At 41.3% G+C, this 26,469-nt stretch carries 24 protein-coding genes; 9 read left to right on the top strand and 15 right to left on the bottom strand.

The window, feature by feature from the left end; genetic code table 11:
- Nucleotides 1-59: 59 nt before the first annotated feature.
- From treB to JFU56_RS02875, 3 genes are all read right to left on the bottom strand, one after another.
- On the bottom strand, nt 60-1,514 hold the full coding sequence (gene treB, locus JFU56_RS02865; protein ID WP_198435761.1) for a PTS trehalose transporter subunit IIBC: 1,455 nt from the start codon (nt 1,512-1,514) through the stop codon (nt 60-62).
- A 180-nt stretch (nt 1,515-1,694) separates the two neighbouring features.
- Nucleotides 1,695-2,645 carry a trehalose operon repressor TreR gene (treR, locus tag JFU56_RS02870; protein WP_198435762.1) on the bottom strand — a complete coding sequence of 317 codons (951 nt, stop codon included), beginning with the start codon at nt 2,643-2,645 and terminating at the stop codon, nt 1,695-1,697.
- Nucleotides 2,646-2,850: 205 nt separating this feature from the next.
- Complete coding sequence (locus tag JFU56_RS02875; RefSeq protein WP_198435763.1) at nt 2,851-3,810, bottom strand: glucokinase; 960 nt, start codon at nt 3,808-3,810, stop codon at nt 2,851-2,853.
- Nucleotides 3,811-4,109: 299 nt separating this feature from the next.
- On the opposite strand from JFU56_RS02875, the gene lamB reads away from it, so the two are divergent.
- The 4 genes from lamB (at nt 4,110) to JFU56_RS02895 (ending at nt 7,669) form a co-directional block, all read left to right on the top strand.
- Nucleotides 4,110-5,312 (top strand): maltoporin LamB, encoded by a 1,203-nt coding sequence (gene lamB / locus JFU56_RS02880; protein ID WP_198435764.1) that lies wholly within the window; start codon nt 4,110-4,112, stop codon nt 5,310-5,312.
- A gap of 250 nt (nt 5,313-5,562) precedes the next feature.
- Entirely contained in the window at nt 5,563-6,486 is a 924-nt protein-coding gene (gene rarD, locus JFU56_RS02885) for an EamA family transporter RarD (RefSeq protein WP_198435765.1), read from the top strand.
- A gap of 93 nt (nt 6,487-6,579) precedes the next feature.
- Nucleotides 6,580-7,146: a Crp/Fnr family transcriptional regulator gene (locus JFU56_RS02890; protein ID WP_198435766.1), complete on the top strand. Its 567-nt coding sequence runs from the start codon at nt 6,580-6,582 to the stop codon at nt 7,144-7,146.
- Between the two features lie 70 nt (nt 7,147-7,216).
- Nucleotides 7,217-7,669, top strand: a complete 453-nt coding sequence (locus JFU56_RS02895) for a GNAT family N-acetyltransferase (RefSeq protein WP_198435767.1) — start codon at nt 7,217-7,219, stop codon at nt 7,667-7,669.
- Between the two features lie 217 nt (nt 7,670-7,886).
- Here JFU56_RS02895 and JFU56_RS02900 read toward each other — a convergent pair whose 3' ends face one another.
- The 5 genes from JFU56_RS02900 to JFU56_RS02920 all read right to left on the bottom strand — a co-directional run bounded on the left by JFU56_RS02900 (nt 7,887) and on the right by JFU56_RS02920 (nt 14,489).
- A complete protein-coding gene (locus JFU56_RS02900) occupies nt 7,887-8,900 on the bottom strand; it encodes a hypothetical protein (RefSeq protein WP_198435768.1) in 1,014 nt (337 codons plus the stop codon).
- Nucleotides 8,901-8,978: 78 nt separating this feature from the next.
- Nucleotides 8,979-11,327 carry a hypothetical protein gene (locus JFU56_RS02905; protein ID WP_242065817.1) on the bottom strand — a complete coding sequence of 783 codons (2,349 nt, stop codon included), beginning with the start codon at nt 11,325-11,327 and terminating at the stop codon, nt 8,979-8,981.
- Between the two features lie 706 nt (nt 11,328-12,033).
- Complete coding sequence (locus JFU56_RS02910) at nt 12,034-12,792, bottom strand: transglutaminase family protein (RefSeq protein ID WP_198435770.1); 759 nt, start codon at nt 12,790-12,792, stop codon at nt 12,034-12,036.
- 70 nt (nt 12,793-12,862) lie between these two features.
- A complete protein-coding gene (locus JFU56_RS02915; protein ID WP_242065818.1) occupies nt 12,863-13,438 on the bottom strand; it encodes a helix-turn-helix transcriptional regulator in 576 nt (191 codons plus the stop codon).
- Nucleotides 13,439-13,610: 172 nt separating this feature from the next.
- Nucleotides 13,611-14,489 (bottom strand): LysR family transcriptional regulator, encoded by an 879-nt coding sequence (locus tag JFU56_RS02920; RefSeq protein ID WP_198435772.1) that lies wholly within the window; start codon nt 14,487-14,489, stop codon nt 13,611-13,613.
- Between the two features lie 148 nt (nt 14,490-14,637).
- Here JFU56_RS02920 and JFU56_RS02925 point away from each other — a divergent pair, with 148 nt between their 5' ends.
- The gene (locus JFU56_RS02925) at nt 14,638-15,480 is read left to right on the top strand and encodes a PhzF family phenazine biosynthesis protein (protein WP_198435773.1); all 843 of its coding nucleotides are present in this window, start codon (nt 14,638-14,640) and stop codon (nt 15,478-15,480) included.
- 168 nt (nt 15,481-15,648) lie between these two features.
- On the opposite strand, the gene JFU56_RS02930 is transcribed toward JFU56_RS02925, so the two are convergent.
- Nucleotides 15,649-16,062: a DUF4440 domain-containing protein gene (locus JFU56_RS02930; RefSeq protein ID WP_198435774.1), complete on the bottom strand. Its 414-nt coding sequence runs from the start codon at nt 16,060-16,062 to the stop codon at nt 15,649-15,651.
- Between the two features lie 165 nt (nt 16,063-16,227).
- Between JFU56_RS02930 and JFU56_RS02935 the strand changes: the two genes are divergently transcribed.
- Nucleotides 16,228-16,557, top strand: coding sequence for a helix-turn-helix domain-containing protein (locus JFU56_RS02935; protein WP_198435775.1), 330 nt, complete (start codon nt 16,228-16,230; stop codon nt 16,555-16,557).
- A gap of 159 nt (nt 16,558-16,716) precedes the next feature.
- Here the strand turns inward: JFU56_RS02935 and JFU56_RS02940 are convergent, their stop codons facing one another.
- Nucleotides 16,717-17,148, bottom strand: coding sequence for a GNAT family N-acetyltransferase (locus JFU56_RS02940; protein WP_198435776.1), 432 nt, complete (start codon nt 17,146-17,148; stop codon nt 16,717-16,719).
- Between the two features lie 163 nt (nt 17,149-17,311).
- On the opposite strand from JFU56_RS02940, the gene JFU56_RS02945 reads away from it, so the two are divergent.
- Complete coding sequence (locus JFU56_RS02945) at nt 17,312-18,373, top strand: phosphotransferase (RefSeq protein ID WP_198435777.1); 1,062 nt, start codon at nt 17,312-17,314, stop codon at nt 18,371-18,373.
- A 41-nt stretch (nt 18,374-18,414) separates the two neighbouring features.
- Nucleotides 18,415-19,371, top strand: a complete 957-nt coding sequence (locus JFU56_RS02950) for a 3'(2'),5'-bisphosphate nucleotidase CysQ (RefSeq protein WP_198435778.1) — start codon at nt 18,415-18,417, stop codon at nt 19,369-19,371.
- Between the two features lie 26 nt (nt 19,372-19,397).
- On the opposite strand, the gene JFU56_RS02955 is transcribed toward JFU56_RS02950, so the two are convergent.
- The 3 genes from JFU56_RS02955 to torS form a co-directional block, all read right to left on the bottom strand.
- Nucleotides 19,398-19,667: a hypothetical protein gene (locus JFU56_RS02955; protein WP_198435779.1), complete on the bottom strand. Its 270-nt coding sequence runs from the start codon at nt 19,665-19,667 to the stop codon at nt 19,398-19,400.
- A gap of 32 nt (nt 19,668-19,699) precedes the next feature.
- Nucleotides 19,700-20,170, bottom strand: a complete 471-nt coding sequence (locus JFU56_RS02960) for a hypothetical protein (protein WP_242065819.1) — start codon at nt 20,168-20,170, stop codon at nt 19,700-19,702.
- Between the two features lie 479 nt (nt 20,171-20,649).
- A complete protein-coding gene (torS, locus tag JFU56_RS02965; protein ID WP_198435780.1) occupies nt 20,650-23,595 on the bottom strand; it encodes a TMAO reductase system sensor histidine kinase/response regulator TorS in 2,946 nt (981 codons plus the stop codon).
- Between the two features lie 114 nt (nt 23,596-23,709).
- Between torS and torT the strand changes: the two genes are divergently transcribed.
- The gene (gene torT / locus JFU56_RS02970) at nt 23,710-24,753 is read left to right on the top strand and encodes a TMAO reductase system periplasmic protein TorT (RefSeq protein ID WP_198435781.1); all 1,044 of its coding nucleotides are present in this window, start codon (nt 23,710-23,712) and stop codon (nt 24,751-24,753) included.
- Nucleotides 24,754-24,765: 12 nt separating this feature from the next.
- On the opposite strand, the gene torR is transcribed toward torT, so the two are convergent.
- Nucleotides 24,766-25,503 carry a two-component system response regulator TorR gene (gene torR, locus JFU56_RS02975; protein ID WP_198435782.1) on the bottom strand — a complete coding sequence of 246 codons (738 nt, stop codon included), beginning with the start codon at nt 25,501-25,503 and terminating at the stop codon, nt 24,766-24,768.
- Nucleotides 25,504-25,618: 115 nt separating this feature from the next.
- Nucleotides 25,619-26,284 (bottom strand): YoaK family protein, encoded by a 666-nt coding sequence (locus JFU56_RS02980; RefSeq protein WP_198435783.1) that lies wholly within the window; start codon nt 26,282-26,284, stop codon nt 25,619-25,621.
- Between the last annotated feature and the right edge of the window lie 185 nt (nt 26,285-26,469).

The following is a 26,469-nucleotide window of genomic DNA, read 5'->3' on the forward strand; positions in this document are numbered from 1 at the left end:
CGATTAAATAGTTGAGCAACACAAGTTACTCAACGAATAACGTTTTTAATAAATAGTATTTAGTTACTTACAGAACTGAGTTGCTCTTCAATTAATGCAGCATCCTCAAGTTCGCCTTTTTTCTGTGCTCGATTATAAAGTATAATTGTTAATACAATTGGCACTACGATAGCTGCCAACATAGCCAGTGCATACACAGCCCAATATTGTGGTTGAATGGACAAGATACCAGGCAAGCCACCAACACCAATGCCGTTAGACATAACACCAGCCACCCCACAAATACCTGCGGCTACGGCAGAACCTATCATTGCGCATAACATTGGAAATTTATATTTTAAATTAATGCCGTACATAGCGGGTTCAGTGACGCCGAGATAGGCTGATATTGCAGCTGGCACAGAGATTTCACGTTCATTATGTTTTTTACTGATCCAGATAATACCGACAACAGCAGAAGCCTGGGCAATATTAGATAAGGCAATGATTGGCCAGATAGGTGTCCCGCCCATATCTTGCATTAACTGTAAATCAACCGCATTGGTGGTGTGGTGAATACCAGTCACAACCAAAGGCGCATAAAAGAAACCAAAGAGCATTGAGCCTAAAATGGCAAAGTCACCCGTCATTGCAACTTTAGCAATATAACCAACACCATTACCGATTTCACGTCCGATTGGACCAATGATTGCGTGCGCTAGAACAACGGTAACAAGTAGTGAAACAAACGGCACAATCACTAAATATAAATATGCAGGAATGATTCTCTTTAGGTTAGTTTCAATCATTGCCAGTACAACACCAGCCAAGATTGCTGGGATAACTTGCGCTTGATAACCGACTTTCTCCATAACAAAATAGCCAAAATCCCATACATCCGGCGTTCCAGAACCGATACCATAAGCATTCATTAACTGTGGTGAAACTAATGTAATACCCAAGACGATACCAAGGATTGGGGTTCCGCCTAATTTTTTCACCGTCGCCCAACAAACTCCGACAGGAAGAAAGTGGAAAATCGCTTCACCAAGTAACCAAAGGAAGGAATGAACACCCGCCCAGAATTGGCTAATCTCAACCAAGGTTTTACCATCAAACATGCGAATATCGCCGATCACGTTGCGGAAACCTAAAATCAGGCCACCGGTAATAATCGCTGGTAACAATGGCACGAAGATTTCAGCCATATGCGAAATACCACGTTCAAGCAGATTCATATTTTGTCGTGCAGCCAGTTTTGTGGCTTCTTTATCAGCTTCTTTCGTGCCTGTTATCTTGGTTAAGACTTTATAAACTTCATCAACTTCGATGCCAATAACAACCTGAAACTGGCCTGCATTAGTAAAGCAGCCCTTTACCATAGGTATCTTTTCAATGTCGTTAATGTGCGCTAACTCAGGATTGACTAAAGCGAAACGTAAGCGCGTTAAACAATGGCTTACGCTGGCTATATTCCCTTCTCCCCCAATAAGTTCTATCAAGCGCTTAACTTGTTTGTGATCAATTTTACTCATTTCATTACCTTTCCGTTGTTCGATTTAAGTAAATGGGAACATTCCCGATGACAAAAAGCATAACGTAAACCTTATCAATCGTAAATGGGAGCGCTCCCATTTTGAGACAAAAATCACAGATTGATACTAATAACTTACTCATAAATATTAGCACAAACCTGTAAATACAGCAGAATAGTACTAATCCGCTAAAGACACTTCCTGTGTTAAATGAGTCACCTCATGTTCTCCCCGTAACTGTTTTATCAGTAGGTTAGCTGAGGTTTTACCTACAGAATAGTAACCGGGATCAATACTGAACGTATTAGGGAACACAAAGGCTAATAATTCTGTAGATCCAACGCCAGACACTAATATATCATTACGTTCGAGCACCTGAAGACGTTTCGCAACCCCCATCGCTAGCGTATCACTGGCACAAACAATCGCCTGAGTTTCTGGCGTCAGTACCTTATCAGTCAGCTCATAAGCACTGGTATAACTCAGCTGCCCAGTTTGAAAATTAGGTTCAATATTTGCTGACTTACAACAATCTAAATAAGCATTAAGGCGCATTAAGCCCGTCGTTTTGTCCTGCACATCCACACCGATGTAACTGATATGCTGCTTACCTTGCTCTTGAATGTACGTCATTGCCTTTTCAATCAGTCCGTAATTATCATAGCCAACAGATGAGACACATTGAGTATCGACGGCGATTACAACCGCTCGATATGCTAGCTTTTCGACTGCAGATAAATCGCATCCTGTAAAACCAAATAAGATCACGCCATCGACATCTCTTTTTTTCAGTACCGCTAAATGTTCATTAGTCTTTTCAACGTCAAACTGACCTTCCATAATCAAAGCGTCATAACCAGCAGCATAAATAATTTCTAAAATACCACTTACGACTCTATTCTCAGACGCGGAATCTAGGCGTGATAAAATAATACCGATAACTTTAGCACTCCCGCCCCCCAGTACCTGCGCCGATTTAGACGGTACAAATCCAGACTCCTGAATCACCTGTTCGACTTTTTCTCTTGTACTGTCTTTTACTTTAGGATCATTGGTTAATACTCGTGAAACGGTCGATTTTCCAACCCCAGCCAGTTTTGCAATATCAAGAATAGTGAGTTTTTTTGTCATAAATTTATTGGGCCTAATAGATACTTTTTATTATCGCTATCAGCGGGGTTTTTCAATTATTATGCAGTGATTATTTAAGGTAATTCCCTCAGAGAAAAAAAGCCCTTTCACTTTACAATGATAAGGGCTTTTATTAACTAAATCTTGTCTGCATTAGGAAGTTAAAATCCAGCCTTATTAGTTATGATTGTACCGTAAAGCATTATTATTTAATAGACTCTAACTCTTGGCGAAGATAAACACTTGCCCCCAATAATCCGGGATTATCATGCCTAATTAAAAAAGTTGGAATCGAGGAAAGGTAACTTTTAAAACGCCCTTTTTCTTCAAAGAAATGCCTGAAATCGCTAGATTGAAATAAATCTGTAAAGCGTGGCACAATACCACCAGCGATATAAACGCCACCTGTACAAGCGAGGTTTAATGCGAGGTTACCAGCAAAGCTCCCCATCACTTGGCAGAAAATATCTAGGCTGCGACGCGCGATATCACAACTTCCATCTAATGCAGCTTTAGATACGTCTTTAGGTTGGTCAAACTTGGCGCTCTGATCAGATAAAGTACACAGACTAGTATATACATTAACTAACCCCTGCCCCGACAGAATACGTTCTGCAGAAACATGACCGAATTGCGCTTGTAATAGGAATAAAATATCAGCTTGCTCTCGTGTATTCACACTAAAGCTAACATGCCCTCCCTCACCATCTAAACTGACCCACTTACCAGCCGACTTAACTATGTGTGAAACACCAAGCCCCGTGCCAGGACCAAACACAGCGGTTGTGCCATCAACCTGAATTTCGCCACCACCAATTTGTATTTTCTCTTCAGGAGAAAGAAATGGTACTGCTAATGAAATCGCGGTGTAGTCATTAATTACATATAGAGATGCTAACTGTAATTTATCTTGAAGCACTTGTTTAGAAAACGTCCAACTTAAATTAGTCATCGCCACATGATCATTTTCAACTGGGCATGCAATACCAATACAAAGATGTTTTACTTCTCCTGGTAATATTTCAAAATATTGAACAAGTGCAGCTTCAAGTGTTGTAAATTCTGCACACGCAAACTCATTTAATTTACTTAACATCCCCGTTTCAACGTCACAAACAGCAAGTCGAATATTTGTACCACCAATATCAGCAACAACAGATAACATTTTCTCTCCTTAAATAATTTATAGTCATACCAAATCCATTAAATATGTGCCCTGCCTCAAGCTTATCTTACTCGTGCAATTACTCACGCGACAATGAAAATGGGAGCGCTCCCCAAAAGATGACTATAACATAAGTATTTATAGTTATCTTGATCACAGTATTCATGATGATGACTTTCTTCCTATTAATTTACATTGCACCATAACGCCACTGGGAGCGCTCCCAACGCAAGTTAAATAACAAATAAAATAATAAATAGCGCAACTAATTTAAGCTATCACATTACAAGGAAAGAACAATGAAACTACTACCTCTTATCGGCGCCATTTCTGTCGCACTATTATCATCAAATGCAATTGCCGAATATTCTCCAGTCGAATTTTACGGTTATATGCGTGGCGGTGTCGGTCTAAGCAGTGAAGGCGGTGCTAATAATAAATGGGAAGTCAACAAAGTCGGTCGCTTAGGTAATGAAGATGACCTGTACGGTGAATTTGGATTAAAAAAAGAACTTTACGCTGAAGATGAAGTGTCATTTGTGGTCGACTCAATGTTGGCCTACTGGGAAGGTCAGGATGAAAACTCATTAGACAAAAGCGTTAATGTTGTGCAACTGAATATACAAGCAACTGGTCTATTTGCAGATAAAGACATTACCATCTGGGCTGGCGACCGTTATTACCAGCGCCATGATGTACACATTGTCGATAATTACTACTGGGATGTAAGTGGCATCGGCGCCGGTATTGAGCATATCAACGTGGGGCCAGGTAAATTATCATTTGCGTTAATTCAAGATACGGTTGCTGGAGATATTGATGATGGTCAGGAAACGACAGCTGTCATCCTCGATATTCGCTATGCTGATATCCCATTATGGAACAAGGCTGATTTAGAACTCGGTGTTGACTACCACTATGGGCATGCGAGAAACGAACAATCTCTGGATGCAGATGACAGTGTCATGCTTACAGCCAGCTTAACGCAAAATTTAGACGCTGGCTTTAATAAAACAATCCTGCAACTCGCTAATTCTGGGTATGCAGAGCAAATGACAACTTACGGTCATGGTAATGGTTTAATTCGTGACGCTGCGAATAACGAGGCTGAAGGTTACCGCATTATTAACTGGGGTGTACTCTCTTTAGCTGACAACGTCGAACTTGGCCACTCAATACGCTATGCCGCTGCGACTAACGTTGATAGTACTGATACCGATGATTCAACATTCAGTGTCGTCGTTCGCCCAATGTATAAGTGGACAGATCGTATGCGTACGGTTGTTGAGATCGGTGGATTCTCGGACACCATCAATAATGTTGATAGCGCTGGTAGTAAATTTACTGTCGCACAAGCTTGGATACCAAAACCAGGCTTCTGGGCTCGCCCTGAAATTCGTGTTTTCGCCACTTATCTCAATGATACCAAAAATGAAAATGCATTTGGGACTGGCGTAGACAACGAGATTAGTGTTGGTATGCAAGCTGAAGCATGGTGGTAAAATTAAGCTGGCGCTACGATTATCGCTATTGATATCTACTTAGAACATGCACCCAAATTTATTCGCTTTGGGTGCTCAGCAGTAGCCTTTCTTCACAGGTTGCAACACAATTAGCGTCATTACATTAACCAATGGTAATATTCACCACATTTATCAGGATAATCCAAGGTATCAATCTGTTATTCACAGTGGGCGTGGTATCATTCACTTCCTTAGTTCCGATCCCCCAACCAGTTTAATTTGATAGCCTATGCCTTTATCCAAACTTACAAGTAACACCTTTAATTTTTCTTCACACCAGAAGGGAATCATAGCGTCAGTAATAGCGTCGTGTTTATTTGCATTACTGCCCCTGTATGTCCAGTTTCAACCTACTTGGCCAGAAACAGCTGTTGCCGAAGGCGCTGGTCATTGGCTCACCGGGCAAAGGGTTTTGTGGAGTTCGGTGATTATGCTATTGGGTTTAACCTTAGTTGGCCGGTTCTCAATGTTGTGGGAACAATTAAAACAATGGCGATTGTGGCCTAGATTCTTATTCTCCGCCTGTTTAATTGCGCCACAGTTTTGGCTGTTTATCTGGGCGCCGCTACAGGGGGAAATACTTTCTGTTGCATTAGGCTATTTTGCGCTACCGCTAGTCTTAGTTGCCGTGGGTTATTTTGTCTATGGTGAACAATTAAGCCGTGTACAGGTAATCGCATGTATCATTGCTGCTTGTGGTGTTGTTTATGCTTATGTCATTGCCGATGGCATTTCTTGGATTGTGTTTGTGATTGCCTTAGGGTATCCGCTGTACTTTATGAATCGCCGACGTCACCCAATGGCGAGCGATCTGGTATTCACCTTAGACAACCTGTTTTTACTACCGTTCGCACTGCTTGCCATGCTCTATTTACAACCCTTTAGTGATTGGCAACAAATCGAAGTTTCGTCTTGGGCTTATTACCTAGGACTCGGGATCACAGGCACACTGCCCATGCTGTTATTTTTATACGCTTCACAAATGCTGCCACTTAGCCTGTTTGGTTTATTGACCTATTTAGAACCGACATTGGTTTTTTGTGTTGGCTTATTACTGGGTGAACGTATTGAGTTAATCCAATGGCCTATCTATGGCGCTATTATGCTTGCTTTGGTATTAATCGCGATAGACAGTTATAAACGACGCGGTTAGTACTATATTGGAATAGGCAGCAGCGAGTTCATTTTATTATTGTGCCAAACCTAAATTGATTAAGCTTTAGTACCTTCTAACTTAAAGGATCTCATGAACCCAAACTTCATTAAGCAATTAGAGCAACATGAATTCACGGCTTTAGATATTGATATATTAACTCGTGTTGCAAAGCCATTATTGCTTCCCGCTCAGCATATATTGTTGAACCAAGGTGAAGTTGCCGACTCGTTTTATTTCATTTTAGAAGGTACCTGCCATGCTTGTTATATTACTCAGCAAGGTAAGCAATTTAGTAAAGAATTCTATTGGGAACAGGATTGGATAATTGGCTTTGAATCCCTGATAAATGGGCTTCCTTCGCCATATTTGGTGGAAACGTTAACAGCTACAGCACTACTTTGTTTACCCATATCCTCTGTTCAGGAGTGGCGAAATAAGTCACACCCTTTATATATTAAGTTACTAGAAACACAGCTAATGTATAAAGAAAATAAAGAGCGCTTCATGCTACATACGCCCAAAGAGCGATACGAAATCTTCTGTCGAGACTTCCCCCTACTACTCACACGGCTAAATGATTACCAGATTGCAGCTTACCTTGGGATCACTCATGTCAGCTTAAGTCGTATTAAAACAAGAATAAAAGATAATAATTAACATAAGTTAACGATAATACCTTCCTGAGTTGCTAAATTTTATCCAAATACTCAACACTTAGGATAAATAAATGATTATTTGGCAAACGCTTCCTTTTAATAAACTCTCCACATTACAGCTTTATGAGCTTATCAAGCTAAGAGTAAATATTTTTGTTGTAGAACAGACCTGCCCTTATCCAGAGTTAGATGACAAAGATACCATTGACGATGTATATCATCTTTGCGGATCACAAAACGACGAGATTATTGCATATGCAAGATTACTCCCTGCTGGTATATCTTATGAAAATGTCAGTTTAGGGCGCGTTGCGACGAAAGACACAGCTCGCGGAAATGGTCTTGGCCATCAACTGATTATAGAAGCATTGAAACAATGTGAACAGCATTGGCCAGGTAAAACTATTGATATTGGAGCACAAGAATACTTACAAAGTTTCTACCAAAAGTACGGATTTAAACCTATTTCTGAAGTATATATGGAAGACGGTATCCCACACATTGATATGCGTTTAAATAAATAATAATCGGTATAGCCCTGTCGTTATTCCGATTATCCCTTGGGTGTCTTTTAAAAGAACTTTAACAGCATCTAGAATGTGAACTCCAGGAGATGGGATGGACCAATTCTCTAGAACCTTCTGTGAGTCAGCTGTCATCAGTATCATGGCACCAAAACCCACTACTGGACAGTAGTGGTACTTAATGGTGATAGAGCTACCCTTGTTAATCAGCCGAGTATTACAGCTGCCCAGCAAACAATTCAAACACGGGGATGTCATTGTCATCCAGCATACCCATGACTTCGGGATAGCCCACTACATGCTGGTATATACCTTGTGCCAAATAGTTAAACAACAAAGGCTTAAACCGACCTTTTATAGGCTTAGCGTCAGCCTCAATTTGTTGATAGCCTTTACCCCATGACATCGCCAGCATGGCCCAGATCATGCCAATCACAAGCGGCCCTGGCAGCAGAAAGTCGGACTTGTATAAAAGGAACAACTTGCGCAGAGACTTATGATTCCAGGCATGGGGCGCTACATCTAAGGAATTGGCCACACGAATACATTCACCCGCTGCAAAGCGTTGGTCGGAATACTTGGCGAAGTCTTTATTACCTGCAGAAGGCCCCGCAAAAGCAACCGTCGATATTTTTGCGCTCTCAGGCAATTCTTCGCCTTGAATATCCTTCAACCACAAAGCCAGCGTCGGCGCTAAAGCACCACCCAAGCTGTGCCCAGTCACACAAATATCAACGGCGTCTTTACCCTCAATGTCGCCCTGTAAAAATTCTAATAAGCTTTTTCCTTCTCCAGGTACACCGGGTTCCGCAATCATTTCCTGTAACTTGGTTATGCCAATTTCAGTACTCTTAGAAATTTTTGGCCTCAACCTAGCCGCAGGTTTTCCGTACGGCCACCTAACCATGCAGGTCACTTGAAAATCTTCTATTAACCAGTCTTTCAACCCCACAGGGTTAGTGCCGCGTATGCCGATAACATATCGTGACGGATCTTTAATATTGCGCACAAGGTACATTAAATTGTCATCAAACAAGGCAAGGTCGAAGATAAATACTCCCGGCCCCCAGACCAACTCCCATTCATCTTTAACAGGTGCCCAGCTGGTTAAGGCATGCTTAATATCTTTCTCAATTTTTTGAGAATTACACTTATCGGGACCAATTAAATCAAATCCATAGTAAGACATATAAGCAAAGGCCAACATGGTTTGGCTTTTTGAATAACTCATGATCTATTTCCTTTTCATTAGGCGCGGTAACCCCTCCATCAAGCAAATGCTTAACAGAGGGACTTATTACCGTGTTAATTAATAACCAGGTCCGGTATGCAGTACTGAGGGTACTGAACGGAAATAGTTGTAGTTGCGCTGCTTATCTTCTTCCGTAGCAGTCCACTCAGTCTCTAACTTAGCAAGATCTTCTTGCAGCTGGTCAAACACCTTGTGCATGTCGTCCTTATACTTCGCATCGACACCATTGAGCAGACTAGTAAAATCACCTTGTAATAACGTGAACCTAGCCTTGCCGGTTGCCAATGCCACGAATGCCAAAGAGCGCCATTCATTAATAGCGGGGGTGCCGCCATCCATAGGCACTTGAACCTTGCTAATGCGAGGGTCCAGTGCCGCACGTATACCCGTTGTGCCATAAACTTGGTGACGAACAACCGTGTGGTGAATAGTGTCCGAAGCAAAGCGTGCAACACCCGCCTTAGTCTGGAAGCCCTCATAACGCGCAGGTAAGCCCTTGATCATGACTTGTAACAAGCCCGCGTGGAAATCTTGCAAGTACTTATCCGCTTGTACCGCTGCATCATCCGTATAAATAATATCGATCAATGCCGTGGTATAGCCATTCCAGATTTTAGCGTAATCTAACTCCCACTTAATACAGGCATTCGGCAATAGCTCGCCGGGCTTACCCGCAGACCCCTGCATAGTCAGCATCGCAGCACGCGCTTCAAAATCTTCATCTGCGCCATACTCGAAGTTGGAATAGCAGTCATTTAAGTGGTGCACCAAGCTATCATGGGTGGTCGCAAAAATTTGACTAAACACCGCGCCCTCTTGAACCAAGTGTTCGGTAGTAATTTCTTCCGCCAACTCATGGGCAAAGAAGTGCAAATACATGAATGTTCTGAATGGATGCGCCCATTGCCCTTGCGCCTCAAAAGCATCATGCATCGCCACTTCAACCAGGTTATAAGTCATATGTATTTCAGCCAAGTGCTTACCGCTGATAACTTGATAATACATAGAAGCTAATACCAAGCTTTCCGCACGACGGAAGCTAGGGCTGCGCGGATCGGCTAGCAATACATCAGTGGAGTGAGGCGCCACGACAGAAATCAATTCCAAACGCTTCTTTGTGCTGTTGACTTTAAAGTAAGCCGCACCGCCATAGGACTCATAATCAGGCTTGGTTTCATAGTTTTCTAAGAAGCGGAAATCAATGGTCAACATACCCTCGCCCATTTCTGGTGCAGGCTTTAAGAAAGGCGAAGCCACACCAGACTCGGCCAAATATCCCAACAACTGGCCTTCTTTAAAAGCAGCAATCGCAGGCTCAGGCGCTGTGTCCATCTTGCCGCCGTCGGGTAGATGTAAACCAAATATTTTCTTCGTAAACAAGCTAGGCCAGTATTCAGAACCGTCGCTCCAAATAGCCATACGCTTTTTATTGGTCAATGGGATTTTAACATTCGCTTGAGGTAGGTAGTGATCCAGTATCGCCATGACAGAGAAAGCGGTCCTTGCTGTCTTTATCAATTTTTTAAACAGAGTGACTGATTCCTCGATATTAACAACGGCAGGAATACTCAAACGCTGCAGTAAAAACTCGGGGTGCACTTGATAGTATGGCTTCAAGTTGGTTTTTGCAGGTGGCTTTTTACCACCATAAACTTCCGTCAAATTAAACGGATGAGGAAAACGGTCTGCGCTAACCAAAAAGAAATACAACGGCGACCAAATCGTATTACTCAACATTACGAGGAAACCACCGAGGGTCTTCGGCAATAAAACCACCGTCAATACCAAACCTGTAATACAAGCACCCACAAAACCCCATAGAGCCAAAGAGCCCTCAGGTAGCACCACTGCAACTGACTGAGAAAATCCAATGTCTGCAGCCGTCACTTTTAAGATTGCGCTGTACAGTAAAATACCAGAGATAGTACTAATCGTATGGAATGCAGTGCTCTTCCAGGGAGTAGCTGTACCGATCAACAATGCCGTTAGCTGCAATGCTGCCTGCCCGACTAGCAACCACGCAATGGTTTCTCCGCCTGCAGGGATTGTACCGGTTAGCACCATGATTATTTGAGCAACTTGAATACCCGCCAGCACTAATGGCACAAAGGCCTGTGCACCGCCAAAGAACAAGGCGAAACCCAAACCAAAACAGGCGCCGCCCGCAAGATAGAGCATGGCAAAGCGCATGTCTGCATGAGTCACAACCATACAAGTAATAAAGAAGAAGATGGTAGTAACCACAGGGGCTAAATTTAATAGGCGAAGATTTAAAATGAATACGCCAAACTTAGTTCGCGTTTGCTGAAAGGCATGACCGCTCAGTAACAAACCCAATTCAAACACCATACCCAAAACACTACCAATGATAGTGAACAAGAAAGGCAACCACGTCCATGCGGCCATATTCGCCCCAGCCTGAGGTGGTTTCAAAAAGGTAAACAAATCACCCAACCAAGCCAAGCCCGTAACAGAGGGATTGAACAGCTGAATAAACATAACGCTAGACAGCATTGCCATAAACAACAAACTCAATATAGAAAAAATTGAGGGCAAGATTGCATAGGTAGGCTGTTCTGGTTTTTGAAAGCGGACTTCATCCGCATATTGAATAGGTATTGGGGTAGGTATAGGTGATCTTTTTATTTGTCTGACGACGTCATTACCGACACTTTTAATGGATGCAGTATCCAGTCCCGCATCATCCTTCAGTTGAACTGCAGTTTCCTTTTTCATGTAAGTCCTTTTTGCTTATTTATTATTTAAGTGAGATCTATATCCGATATTCCGCACTTTTGACAACTCTTTTAAAGGAGTTACCTACACGTTCGTAAAAGATACGATTGTGCCCATAATGGATTTTTAAATGTGAATAAGAATATTTAATATGGCATGGAAACTTTTTAATATTCAATAATTACAATTATAATTATACTGATTGTGATCTACTCACCAGTAATAATATCTATTTAGGGGTGTGGAATGTCGGTTTTATCATTATTACTAACAAAAAACTGGACGTTCGCAATTAGAAAAATTATTGCTACCTAATTATTAAACGGTCGAAGGATACCAGTTTGCTAACGCAGAAAGGGGCAAGTTTGGCTTAGTGTTATTGCACTAATTTATTACTGATCCCCTTGGTACGAATTTTATTTACATTCAAGTTCATTAAGTGGCGAAGTACATAACGAAACATCACTTTTTTAATACCAGAGAGATTACTGCCATAGTTTGCATAAAAATCATCAGGCTGGGTGTATATACCAAAGTCATCGGCAATACCTTCGCTTTGAATATAAGTATCTTCGCCTTGCCAATCGACATTAGGGTTAGATAAACATTTAGTCGCAATACCGTAGCCAGAAAATGCTTCATTTTTTACTTCACTTTTTATTTCATTTGGTTTAGCAAAATGGTTTTGAACTTGTTTTAAATAATCCTTATCTAAAATATACCCCTCTAAGTTGATCCAACGTCCAGCTTGATAAACTTCCACCCAACTATGGATAATACGAGGCGGTGCAACAATGAAAAGGTAGTTAGGGATGGCTCCTCGCTGTAAATCATTATAAATAGTAAAACCGTGAAAACGGGTAGATATACCCACAGCGCGAAGTAATGCCATTAATAATGTACCTTTGGTATTACATTGCCCGTAACCATCTTTTAATACTTGGCTTGCAGATAAACGATCATCCTTGTTATAACCAAAACGAGTATCATCCCGAACAAAGTTGTAGATCGCGCCAATGGCATCATATTGAGATAGATTTTTCCATTTTCTTCTCTCGATTAGGTTTTGTATTTGTGGGTGGTTAAAATCCAGCATTGATGTTTCTTGTAGGTACTCTGTTGATAACTCGCTCATGGGGTAACTCCTTTTATTGAATATATAAGGAGCATAACCAAAGTCTTAATACAAAAATTGAATAAACTGGCTAACCTTTGCGAAAAATAGCCTTTGCTTGACTCATTGTCATACCAAATGTCTTGCGAAACGTCCGGCTTAAATGTGCGCTATCGGAGAACCCAGCCAAATGCGCTGCGTCTGTTGCTGAATGGCCATTTAATACAGCCCTCACTGCACATATCATGCGACACCACAGCAGATATGGCCGCCAGGGAATACCCATCTCTTGACTAAATAAATGCAAGAAACGACTTTCTGACAAAGCTAATTTGTCAGCCACTTCAGAAGCCCGCCAATTACTTGGCTTGATGCACTCACCACCTAGGCATTGATCAAGTTCGCGCAATAACGCCTTAATTCGATGGTCCTCAACTTTACTTACATTGATAAGAGGAAATGCTGTTGAGAGCCCTAATGCTTTGAATAAAGGGGTAAGCGAAGCTGCGAAGTCATCGGTTGGATCGGCATGATGACGAATAGATATGGGAAGCTTCAATATTGTTGATGGTCGACCTAACAGTTTCTCAGAAAGTGCGAGTCCTAATTCGCTAGTCGGTTCCACTAGCAATATCCAACCCTCATCAATTTGTAATTGGTGTTCCACATTGGAACCAATTATTAAAGGTGTTGATGTAGCCTTATTATCGAGTTTGCAGCAAGTCCCACCTCTAGACCAAACTAACTGAATAGCATTATGGCAATGGGGAGAGGCATCTATAGATGAACCATATATGATGACTAAACCTGCTTTGAACCAAATGTTAGACTTCATCAATTTACGAACCTTTATAATTTGATAAGTTGCCGGTAATTAAATCGCGTTGACTTTCTAACACCGAAATTAAATATTCTTTACAGGCACGTACTCTCGCTGTAGAGCGTAATTCAACATGATTCAAAACCCAAATCCCCCAATCCGATGGCTGCATATGGATATCTAGACGAACCAATCCAGGCTGGGTATCACCAATAAAACAAGGTAATTTAGCTAAACCAAAACCGTTAGCTGCAGCAACAGCCATTGAACCGACATCATCGACTCGAAGTGATACCTCAGCATCCTTTGCCTGCGTTCTTACCCAATCCGGTCGCTTATTTTCAGACTGAAAAAGGATCACTTTGGTTTGTGTTGAGCGATATTGTAAATATTCTGGCGAAGCATAGATCCCATGATGCAGTTTCATAACTTCAGTGCCCACAAGATAATCCGGTGGATTAGGTGTCATACGAATGGCCAAATCAGCTTCCATAACAGCTAAATCGACGAGATTTTTGGTCATGAGTAGCTGCATATCGATATCAGGGAAACGTTGGCAGAAGTCCCCCATCTTTGGAATAATAAGGCGATTAGCAAGTTCAAATGCAATAGTCAGCTTTAATGGACCAGCTAAGGCAGCATCCTGATTGGCAGCTTGCCTATCTATGGTCTGTACCTTTTCTTCCATTGATACCACTTGTTGGTATAGGTTCTCTGCCGCTTGGGTCATCGCGTAACCACTTCTACTCTTATCAAAGAGTCGCGAACCTAGGCTTAATTCAAGTGCTTCAATACGCCTTGCTACAGTAGTATGTTTGACATTTAGCACCCGACCAGCACCACTAATAGTACCCTCTCTCGCTAATGCCAGAAAATACTTCAAGTCATTCCAATTCATAAAAAACACCTCAGTGAGTTTAAGTCCAGTGTGCATTTATGCACATAGCATGTCAATAATAACTCATTTACTGTCTTTATTGGGTGACATACATTAATGGTGTAACCACACAAACTCAAATTGAAATTAAAATTAAAAGGAACGTTCAATGAGTTCACATACATTACAAAAACTAGCAGCCTTTACTTCCACACCTGAAGGTGGCAATCCAGCAGGCGTATGGATTGGAGACTCGTTGCCTGAACCACAAGAGATGCAACGAATAGCAGCCGAAGTTGGGTTTTCAGAAACCGCTTTTGTCGCGCCGAACAAAGGAAGTAAGCGCACCGTACGCTATTACAGCCCTGAAGCTGAAGTGCCATTTTGCGGACACGCGACGATAGCAACAGGCGTTGCCTTGGGTAAAAAAGCAGGCAGCGGCACCTACCAGTTTGCTACGACTGTAGGGACTATTCCCGTTGAGGTTAGCGAGTATTGCGGTGAAATGAGAGCCGCACTTACATCAGTAGAACCTAAATTTGAATTACCATCGGACACTTTACTTAAAAATGCGCTCTCTGCACTGGACTGGGACGTGGATGATTTAGATAGCAGTATTCCACCAGCACGGGCTTTTGGTGGTAATTGGCACTTAGTATTAGCAGTTAAATCAAAACAACGCTTAGATGACTTAAGCTACAACTTCGGCAAGCTTAAACAAATGATGCTTGATGATGATTTAACCACGTTGCAACTAATCTGGCGCGAAAACGATGGACTCATTCACTCTCGTAATCCATTTCCAGTTGGTGGGGTCGTCGAGGATTCGGCCACAGGCGCTTCGGCGGTTGCCTTAGGCGGGTATTTACGAGAATCCAACATCATTAATGCACCGCAAAATATCAATATTCTACAAGGTGAAATAATGGGTTCGCCGAGTCACTTAACGCTTTTTATCCCGAAAAAGGGCGGCATCACAGTGTCAGGTACGGCAGTGATCTTGTCTGATTAAGCAATTGGACTTTCGGAGTGTTCAAGATGCAGTCATTGAACAACACATGTTTATATCAAACAAACGGAAACGCCCAAGGTTATTAGCCTTGGCGTTTCTTCTAGCTGAGTTGTTATGACGAGCCAAGGTTTATACGCCATGGTTAAGATTTTAATAAGTAGTTAATCGTTAGAAGCCATTAGGGTTATCGATTATATAAAGCCAGCCGCCATCAGTATATTTCATCACTTCAAGTGCCATTCCAGTTTGTACATTAGGGATCTCCCAGTCAGAACGGATAAGCGCCGTATCACCATTAATGTGAATAGATGTTCCGTGTGTAACCATTTCCACGTCACCTTGCATATAACCTTTTAAACTCAGCTTGATAGCGTCTTTACCTTTAGCAAGATTACCTTCAGCGTCTAAGACGAATACGGCATCGTCATGGAATAACGTACCTAGCCCAGTAATATCTTTATTTGCAAAATACTCAGAAAATAGCTGGTGTAACTCGCTCGGTGTTTGTGGTTTTTCATAATCCATTGCGCCATGAGATAAAAAAGATAACGTACTTAAAAAAACTAACAATATTGCTTTCATAATATGCCCTTAGTTTGAATCTTCGGTGATGATGAAGTGATCATACTGAAGTCAGTTTACAAAATAAATTAGCTACTAAAAAGTAACTAGTTACTTCTTGGTAACCAGTGCGGTGATAGTAATTTGATACATGTTCGATATAATGAAAAAAATAAGGGAGTGAGCATGAGTGAACAAGGGAAACAGCCTGAAGGTTATTGTAGTGCTGATAAATACTTAACATTGGTCTCTACAAAGTGGACAGCTCATATTGTTTGGTTAATTGGTCAGCATCAAGAAATTCGTTTCGGGCAAATACGTAAGCAGCTCGCTTTCATTTCGAGCAAGGTACTCAGTGAACGATTAAAACAGTTAAAGGAAGAAGGTTTTGTTTGGCGAAGACAAGAAGAAACGGTTCCAGTGACAGTGTATTACGGCTTAACGCCAAAAGGTAAAGAGCTTGCTGAAATTGTCGATATTATCGTCATAAAATCTGATGACTGGGACAAGTCTTGATTAATCCCGATTTTGCCTAAATATTACAATGCAAAAATAAATAATAGTACATACAGAAATAGGCTCTATATTCTGTGATTAAAGTGATGAAACGGAAACGCCCAAGGTTATTGGCCTTGGGCGTTTCTTCTAGCAGAGTTGGTTATGACGAACCAAGACTTATAACTTCATGTGTAAAATCGGAAATGGCTTACCCATATCATCAAGCGGTGAGCGCGATATCACGTTAAACCCCATGTGTTGATAAAAACCAACAGCTAATGGATTTTGTTCGTTTACATCAACGCTATTTACGTTCAATACACCCATGGCATATTCTAATAGCAACTTACCAGCGCCTTGCCCTCTCGCTTTATCAGCGATAAACAGCATTTCAACTTTCGAGCCGTGGACACCTACAAAGCCGATAATTACACCGTCTGTATCTTTGATACACTTCAAGGTAACCGCCGGAAAAGCTTTCTCAATGATAATAGGCTTAAAAAAAGCGATATCTTCTTCGGTAATAAAGTCATGAGTTGCTCGGACTGAGTTTTCCCAAACATCTAACATTTCTGCGTAATATTCAGGAAACACATTTTCTACAATCATAATTGTCTCACTTAAGTTTGTTGCTTAAATACTTTTTGATTACAGCGCAGCCGCGATGGCGCATCATAACAAATAAAGTCACAGGAGTAGACCTAAAACGAAAGGTACCCATCAACCTCACTATTTTGTACACTATTAACCTATTAAAATTAATGAGTCAGTGATGAGTATACCTACAGACGTTTTACAATCCGTTGCCCAGGCCATGACAGCAGATCATGTTGTCAGTACCCAGCTAATCCAACCATTATGGGGTGGATATGGCGAGCTGTTTCGAGCCACGCTGAGTGGTAGCCAGTATACTTCCGTCATCGTAAAGCATATTAAATTACCCCAACCTAAAGTACATCCTCGCGGTTGGAATTCGTCACTATCTCATCAGCGAAAGTTAACATCATACCAGGTAGAATTACACTGGTATCAGCATTACGCTAATCATTGCCTACCCCAATGCCCAGTGCCTAAATGTCTATATGTTAACGAGCAGGATAATGACATATTACTCATCATGGAAGATTTGGCCACGCTAGGATTTACACAGACATTCACCAGCTTTGAACCTAAGATTTTATCTTATACACAAGTATCGTATAAACAGACGTCTCATAAACCAGCATCTTATGAACAAATAGAAGCATGCTTGTCCTGGTTAGCTTATTTCCACGCACAGCATCTAACGGTTGAACCCGATGGTCTTTGGGAGGTCGGCAGTTATTGGCACCTTGCGACCCGTCCTGACGAGCTAGAAAAACTAACAGATATCCCATTACAACAAGCAGCCCTGCACATAGATAAAACATTACAGCAATGTCAGTTTCAAACACTTATTCATGGTGATGCTAAGTTGGCTAACTTCTGTTTCACAGCAACTGGCGACCGCGTGGCTGGTGTTGATTTTCAATATGTCGGTAGAGGTTGCGGCATGAAAGATGTGATCATGTTGCTCAGTAGTTGCGTACCACACCAACAGTGCGAGCAAGATGTACCTGACCTACTTAATAATTACTTTAGCAAATTACAACAGGCCCTCACCGAGCTACAACCCCATATTGACTCGCAAACAGTGGAAGATGCATGGCGACCACTTTATTGTATCGCTTGGGCTGACTTTCAACGTTTCATGAAAGGCTGGAGTCCAACGCATTGGAAGATCAATCGCTATACCGAATCGCTGACTCAGCAGGCACTGTTACAGTTAAAACGGCCCGTTAAACGATTACCGTAAACAGTACCGTTCAACTCATCTAATAAAGGTCTATCAACATCATGAAACTAAGCGTTTGTCAGTTAGAACAGCTATTGCAACTCGCCACGGATGCAGCGTTAGAAGCAGGTAAGTTCATTAATAACGTTGATAGAAAGTCACTGCAGGTACAGAGTAAACAAGCTGGTTCTAGTTTAAGTGCGCAGGTTGTCACGCAAGTAGATTTAGATAGCCAAGCCATTATATTAGCGATACTAGAGCCGACTATCACACAATATGATATTGCCTTGTTGACTGAAGAAAATACCTGCGAGGAGGGTGTAGTAACTCACGCTCGTTTTCATAAAGACCATTTTTGGTGTATCGACCCACTCGATGGCACTCTGCCCTTTATTGAAGGTGGCGATGGTTTTGCCGTGTCTATCGCGTTAGTCGATATTACCGGTAAACCTATCATTGGCGTAGTCTATAACCCCAGTACAAATGACCTCTATCAGGCCATTAATGCCCAGCCACTGCTATCAAGCGTACTCAAGAATAGAATGCCTTGGCAGCCGGAGAAAAATAATCCGGTATTAAGCTTGTATATAGACCGTAGTTTCCAGCAAGACGCTCGTTATCCAGCAGTTCTTGAACAATTAACTGCACAGGCAGTGCAACAAGGATTGAAATTACAGGTCATCAAAAACTGCGGCGCTGTCATGAATGCGATTGGTGTACTCGAAAACCCACCAGCTTGTTATGTTAAGTTACCGAAACCACAACTCGGTGGCGGCAGCTTGTGGGACTTCAGTGCTACCGCAGCGATAACCCAAGCATTATCTACTCAGTATTTAGCGTCATCTTCAGACGTGTTATGCAGCGTCAGTGATTACCAAGGCGCACCTTTAGATCTTAACCGCGCGGACTCTAATTACATGAACCACAGAGGCGTGTTATATAGCTGCGGGTTGATACAGCAAATTTTGGTTGTAATGGATAAACTCGAAGATATTGAATTCTTATCTATAGCGAAATAATGCGTTAATGAGTGGGATCATTTCGGTCAGAGTGATGATTTATAGCTAAACCAACCTTTCAAGTTGTAATAGTATATTCTTGAAAGAAACACCGTAGCGATAAAAAACACCGTCGTAATAGCTAAACCAGCGAAATAGATCATGATGAGGTTATCCAGCAATGCAGGGGTAACCTTAAATAAAATATTCCACATTAACCACCAAAGCACATAGAAAAAGGCTGTGCTAGCAACACAGGCGATTGCTAACGTTAAAAGTGTTAGCATCCAAAGCGCATAGTCTTTATTGTTCATCATTCTCTCTAATATAAATAGTATTAATCGGCACCTTAGTAATACTCAAACTCTTCTTCTTCAAACGATGGTAGATAACCAATAAATTCATCACCGGAAAAAGTTTTGCACTCTACATCAGCCAATATATTTTCATTCTTAATCACGTATACGCCTGCAGTTTCAATGTACTCTCTGCTGCCATCGTCACGGAATTCACCACTGACCCCTCTCGAATACACAATATATTTATATTTACCGTTTGAAAATACTAAATGACCCGCACCTCCGCCACTATAGCTAGTCCGACTAAAATGAACGACTGATTCAATCTCTAATTCAACCAGCTCAGACGTACCAAAACGATAAATAACAGTGCGATCATTAGCTGAACATACTGAGATACTTTTCGAACCGACACCACAAGTAAAAGACGTTTTCTCATTCTGAAGACAAAGATTTTCAGCAAAAGAGACTGGGCTTGCCAGTAAATATAAGGCACATAAGATAAACATCTTCATTGTCATAATTATTAGCCATAGGAAATGAGTGTTTATAACATTAAGGACAATATCGTTGTGTAAGGAAATGTAAGCATTAGGCAAGAAAGGGAAAGAAAGAGGAAGCTGAAGAACTTCCTCTTTCTTAATACAGGACGTGAGGATCACTGTAATATTCGTCATATGGAGAGAGGGCTCTCCATATTTTAAACACTAACTATTCATATATTAGATAGCATTTTTTGCATTTGTCATCCAGAGGAGCATTAGCCTACTCTTCTGGATTTAAATCTGCACGTAAGAGCTGTGCAGAATGCCCTGTTACGCTTTGAGCGCTATAGTAATAAAATATTAAGAATGACATTAGCCTATAATGTGAATGAGTTATGAACAGATAATTGATCGTCATTTCTATTTACCAAGTTATTCTCAAATAACATTTGAACCAATGAGGCATTACCACTTTAAAACAATAGCTTACATTCACTTTAGTTTATTTCAATACATTATGTAGATTCAGATAGTTGCTGCATATAATGCTTTAATTGGTCGGTAGAATTGTGAATTAATAAATCTAATGTTGCTAATTCTGACTCCGATAACACTTTAGTTTTACAAGATAGTTCAAGTTGCTGACAAAGTGTGTACAACGCAATCAACCCTAACCCGGCCGCCGCCCCTTTTAATTTATGCAGTAATTGTTCTTGCTGCTCTGCATTCAGTGCAGCAAAGTCACTGTAATCCGATTGCGTCTGCTCACAAAATAAATGCCCGAGCGCAATGATCTTATCTTTCCCTAAATATTGAAGGTCTTGCTCGAGTGTTGACGTATCTAATAATGAAGAATCTAGTAATAAAGAATCCAGTAAAGGGGCTGATAATGCAGAACCTAGCAGCATCCCATCAGCAATAACCACCGTAGATGGTTCATACTCATCCGTACAAACAACATTCGCCATAACCTTATAAATAGCCCCTTTCAGGCGTTTCATTTGAACTGGTTTCGCAATAAAACCATCAAAGCCTGAATCAATGAAGTTCGTAATATCGTCTTGAAATACATGAGCAGATACCGCGATGATTTTTAATTGTCGCTGCTTACATTTGGCCATGTCTCGTAACTGCTCAGCCAGCACGACCCCATCAATATCCGGCAAATTAATATCCAACAAGGCTAAATCAACATTCTGATGCTCATACAGCTTAAGTGCTGAGGCACCATCGCAAGCGGTATAAACATCATGACCTAATTTTCTAACCAGTTCATAGGCAATATCTCGATTAATTTGATTGTCTTCAACAATAAGAATGCGAAAGCGTTTTTTTGCCTCGACCACGGTTGACACGATTGCTAACTGTTCATCAATCAAGTCTTGTGGTGGCACTTCTAATGGTATCGTAAAGTAGAAACAACTCCCCTGCGCTTCAACACTGGTTAGCGATAACGTCCCTTGAATAGCGGATACTAAGCGTCGACAAATAGCGAGCCCTAACCCTGTCCCCGCAGCGTTGCTTGGGTTCTTGACTTGCGTAAAGGCTTCGAAGATCTCTCCCTGTTTATCTTGTGCAACACCACATCCCGTATCATGAATACTAAAACGAAGTTGCCCCTCCTCTTCAGCAACCACAAGTGCAACACTGCCAGAATGAGTAAACTTAATCGCATTGCTCACCAAGTTAAGGATAATTTGGCGCAGTTTGCCTAAGTCAGCGAGCACCCAAGTATCTCGTGTGACACCGAGTTCAAAGGTTAACTGCAATCCTTTACTTTCCGCCCTCGCACGCATCAGTTCAATGACATTATGGCCTAGGCTATTTAGATTGACGGCACGTTTAGATACTTCAATATGGCCAGCCTCAATTTTAGAATAATCAAGAATATCATTCAGAATATCTAATAGGTCTTCACCCGATGTAAGAATCGTTTGGGTATACGCCTGTTGCTTGGTCGACAGCGTGGTATCAGAGAGCAGCTCTAATGTCCCCAGCATACCATTCATCGGAGTTCGAATTTCGTGACTCATATTCGCAAGAAATACCGACTTAGCATTATTAGCATCTTCCGCCTGTTTCTTGGCGATAGCATGTCCAATAGATTCGTTATTCAACTGCTTATTAATCTGCAGTAACTGCTCTGTTCTTTGTTTAACTATTTGCTCTAGGTTTTCTTTATGCAGGCGTAACTCTTTTTCAATTTTAATTTGCTCTTGTTCAAGCTTCTGCTTTTTCAGAGCGTTGTCACGAAAGACATCTAACGCTAATGCCATTTGTTTTAGCTCGAAATCATCCGACGGTTCGACATTGATTTCGAGATCGCCCTCTGCCAGATTTTTAATCACTTGAGTATGTTTCGATAATTTAAATACAATACCTTGATATACAATTTTCCACATCACACCAATGATCACGATTAATGACAGAAAGGTAACGAAAACAAGGATACGCTGCGACCAAGAAACCAATTTTTGGTGCTGTTGGCTAGTTTGCTGTGCTTGCAGCGTTTGTTCATCAACAAGGACACGGATGCCTTGGTTCAGTTCACTGAGTTGCGTTGAAATATACAGGTGTAACAGATCCTGTTTTTCTTCTAATATGAGATACTCACGTTGCTGATTAATCAGTGCGCTAAAGGAATTCAAGCTTACCATTGCAGATTGAACCAACTCTAAACGATAAGGGTCTTTGATTGAATCCATCAGCTGATTAATGATGTATAAGAGTTCATCTTTTTGCTGTGTTAATATAATGAGTCGTGCAGGCTGCGAAGTATTGATGATCAAGTTCGCAATTTTTCCCAGTTGTAAGCTGTACCTTTCCAAGGCGGTCATTTTATCTAATAAATTAAGATCTTCGTCAATAACAAGGTCTATGTCTTGATAGATAATATCTTTGTCAGTGTTCTGTTCAACTAAGTCATAAAGCCCAGCGAGCCTCACGAGTGTAAAAGTGCTGGCGTTAGCGACTTGAGATTGTGACAATTGGAAAATATGATGCACCCCCTCTGTTACCTGTTGAAAGGACACTTGGCGCTGCAGCTTTCCCTTAATATGCAGCTTGGCATTGTCATTTAGCTGGCGAATATTTTTAATAATATTTATTTTTTGGGTGACTAAGTGACGTACATTATTGCTGCCAAGCTCGGACATATCAAAGGCCTGAAACTTTTTACCAATGGCGCGATTTAACTGAGTCAGTTCAGTATTTATTCTTTGGCGTTCGTCATCATTCGAGGCATTTTTGAGTAAGGTTGTTCGGTTAGTTATGTGTAAACTTATATTTGCTAACTCACGTGCGCTTGATAAGGTTGGCAAGGTTTGTTGTGTGATCTGCTTACCCGTATCTGCAATAAGGCTTAAACTGTACCAAGACACAGTGCTGATAATAACCAATAAGCTGGCAACAAAGCTAAACGCAAACAGCAATTTGTTGCCAATACTTTGACGAAATCGCACGGTAATCTCCTATGATTATTTGAGTATAATTAAAATCACAACAAGTACAAAAATAGCGTCGTTGACAAACAACCGCACCGAGCAAATATAACTTATCCAGTGGTATCATTTATTGTGAAATATATTATTAAATCTTTGTTTTTATTTATGACGTTACTGTTCATTACATTACGATTCAGCCTACCCGCGAGGGCAACAGATAACGAGCAGCTAGATGCTATTCCGTCTCAAAGCATTGCTCAAGATAAGGTGCGACTTTGTGCCGTCTACCCTCACCTTAAAGACTCATACTGGCTAAGTATCAATTTTGGCATGACTGAGCGCGCAAAACAAAGAGGTATATCATTAAAAGTGCTGGAAGCAGGTGGTTATCAAAATAGTCACGAGCAATGGGCACAAATTCAGCAATGCCTCACGTGGCAAGCCGATGCGATATTAGTCGGTGCAGTTTACTATGATCAACTAGGGCCCAAACTCACTACACTCAACAAAACAGTGCCTTTGTTTGGTTTAGTCAATGAGATATCCACACCGAGTCTCACCGCGAGTACGAGTGTATCTTGGTACAAAATGGGGGAAGAACTAGGAAATTACTTGAGTCGTAAACACCCCAAGACAGCGAGCAATACCAAATTAAAACTGGCTTGGCTTCCCGGTCCTAAATCTGGTGGTGGCAGCGAACAAGCAACATTGGGGCTAAAAAATGCGTTGAAAAACAGTGACGTTGAGATCGTCTCAATTAAATACGGCCTTAATAATAAAATGCATCAGTTTTCACTGATAAGCGAAATCCTCGCAGAATTTAAAGACGGTGAACTCGACTACCTTGCAGGAAACGCGATAATGGCCGAAATGGCAATCAATGAATTGGGGAAATTGGAACAAGACAAGCGTCCGCAAATTGTTAGTCATTACCTCAGTCACGGTGTGTATCGAGGTATCAAACGTGGCAAGATCCTGATGGCCAATTCCGATCAGATGGTATTACAAGGCGCGATGGCGATAGATCAAGCTGTTGACTATTTATTAAATAAATCCTATATAGCGCATCAAGAACCTGAAATTCTCACTGTAACCAAAGACTTGCTCCCTCAATTCCCAAGAGAAAAATCGTTGTCACCCAGCGACTTCAAACCTATTTATTCTGTGACACCTTAAGTTAATAGGCTCTTATAACAGCTCTGCTGCAAATAAATAACCTTCACCATGCACGGTAACAAAATAGGCTGGGTTTTTAGGATCCGATTCTATTTTATTACGCAAGCGACGTACTAATACATCGATCGTGCGATCATTCGGCGCTTCAACCCGATGATTGATTAAATTAAGTAATCGATCTCGAGATAAAACTCGTTCGGGATGTGTAATGAAAGCCACTAACATTTCAAATTCGGCTTTGGTTAACTTAACCTGTTCCCCGTGTCGGCACAGCTTGCGTTTAGATACGTCAAAAGTACAATCACCAAAATGAAATAGTTCATCATTTTCGTCTCTTTTAATAGCATGCGCTAATTCATTGTTTGCTTGAGTCGTTAACGAAATACGCCACAGTAAATTTTTTACTCGCACTAATAACTCACGAAATTCAAAAGGCTTGGTGACATAGTCATCTGCGCCCATTTCTAGACCTACAATTCTATCAATCGCATCTGTGCGTCCAGTCACTAAGATAATACCGATATTTGATTGGCTACGAAGCGTCCGAGTGATCATCAAGCCATCTTCATCGGGCAAGTTAATATCGAGCATGACAAGATCGATATGATGATTATTGAGTACGATATTCATCTCGGCCTTACTCGCAGCCTCACTAACTTGGTAACCCTCATGCTGAAAGTAACCAACAAGCTTAGCTCGGGTTATTGCTTCATCTTCAACAACCAGAATATGCTTATTTTTCAAATTCATTCCTTAATAACTTTCCACTAGCGAGCAAAATGACAATAGAGCATTAATCGCCAACATTTGCAATGGATTATACCAGTAGCGGCGTAAGTGCGGTCTGTAAGTAAATATGATCACATCAACTCCGGCTAACTTTTGCACTGTAAATTGAATAAGAAAATGCCAATAGCAAACAAATACCAGCGGGAATATACAGGGCATAAAAGCTTAACAGACTAAAAAAGTATGCGCCGAATGAACCACCTGAAATGAAGCCGATAATAATCAGGATAAACAAGGATGCCTTTCTTTTATCAAACCCTTCACCTCTTAATCTTGCTCCTAACATAATACCCAAGTCAGTGAATATACCGGTTAAATGCGTTGTACGGATCACCGCCCCACTGTAAGTCGTGACCAGTGCGTTTTGTAAGCCGCACGCTGCTGAAACCAAATAATTGCCCTGAACTGCACCGTCAACCAAGAAATACATCGAGCCCAAGATAAGCATCCCCTCTAAAACAAGCAGAGCACTGTAGTTACGCCCCAATTTTAATGCGCCACTGCGCAGGAGGTAACCCGATATAACAGAACCAATTAAGAAACTAAGAATAACGAAAGCCAAGTGCAGTACATCAGAGAAATTGGCGTTAACAAGACCAGTACCAAGCAGTGTCGCAGTGCCAGATAGGTGGGAAACAGCTTGGTGTTTGAAGCCTAATAAACCGATAGAATTAATCAGCCCAGCAACCAGTGCCAGCACAAACGAACCATATTCTACCCAGCGCGGTAATTTAGTTATCATGACTATCCTTTAAGCCTTTCACAGCTTGTTTAATGGAAGACCGTATAACGTCGATTCCACTGTCACTTTATTACCGCGAACAGTAACAAATTTAGTGCTAATTACCAATTGAGAGTCCAACATCCCTATCCTAAATCAAATAAAACACAGGGAAACCATACGAGGTAGTCGTAGCTGTATATAAA

It is taken from the genome of Moritella sp. F3, from assembly GCF_015082335.1.
Taxonomy (GTDB): Bacteria; Pseudomonadota; Gammaproteobacteria; order Enterobacterales; family Moritellaceae; genus Moritella.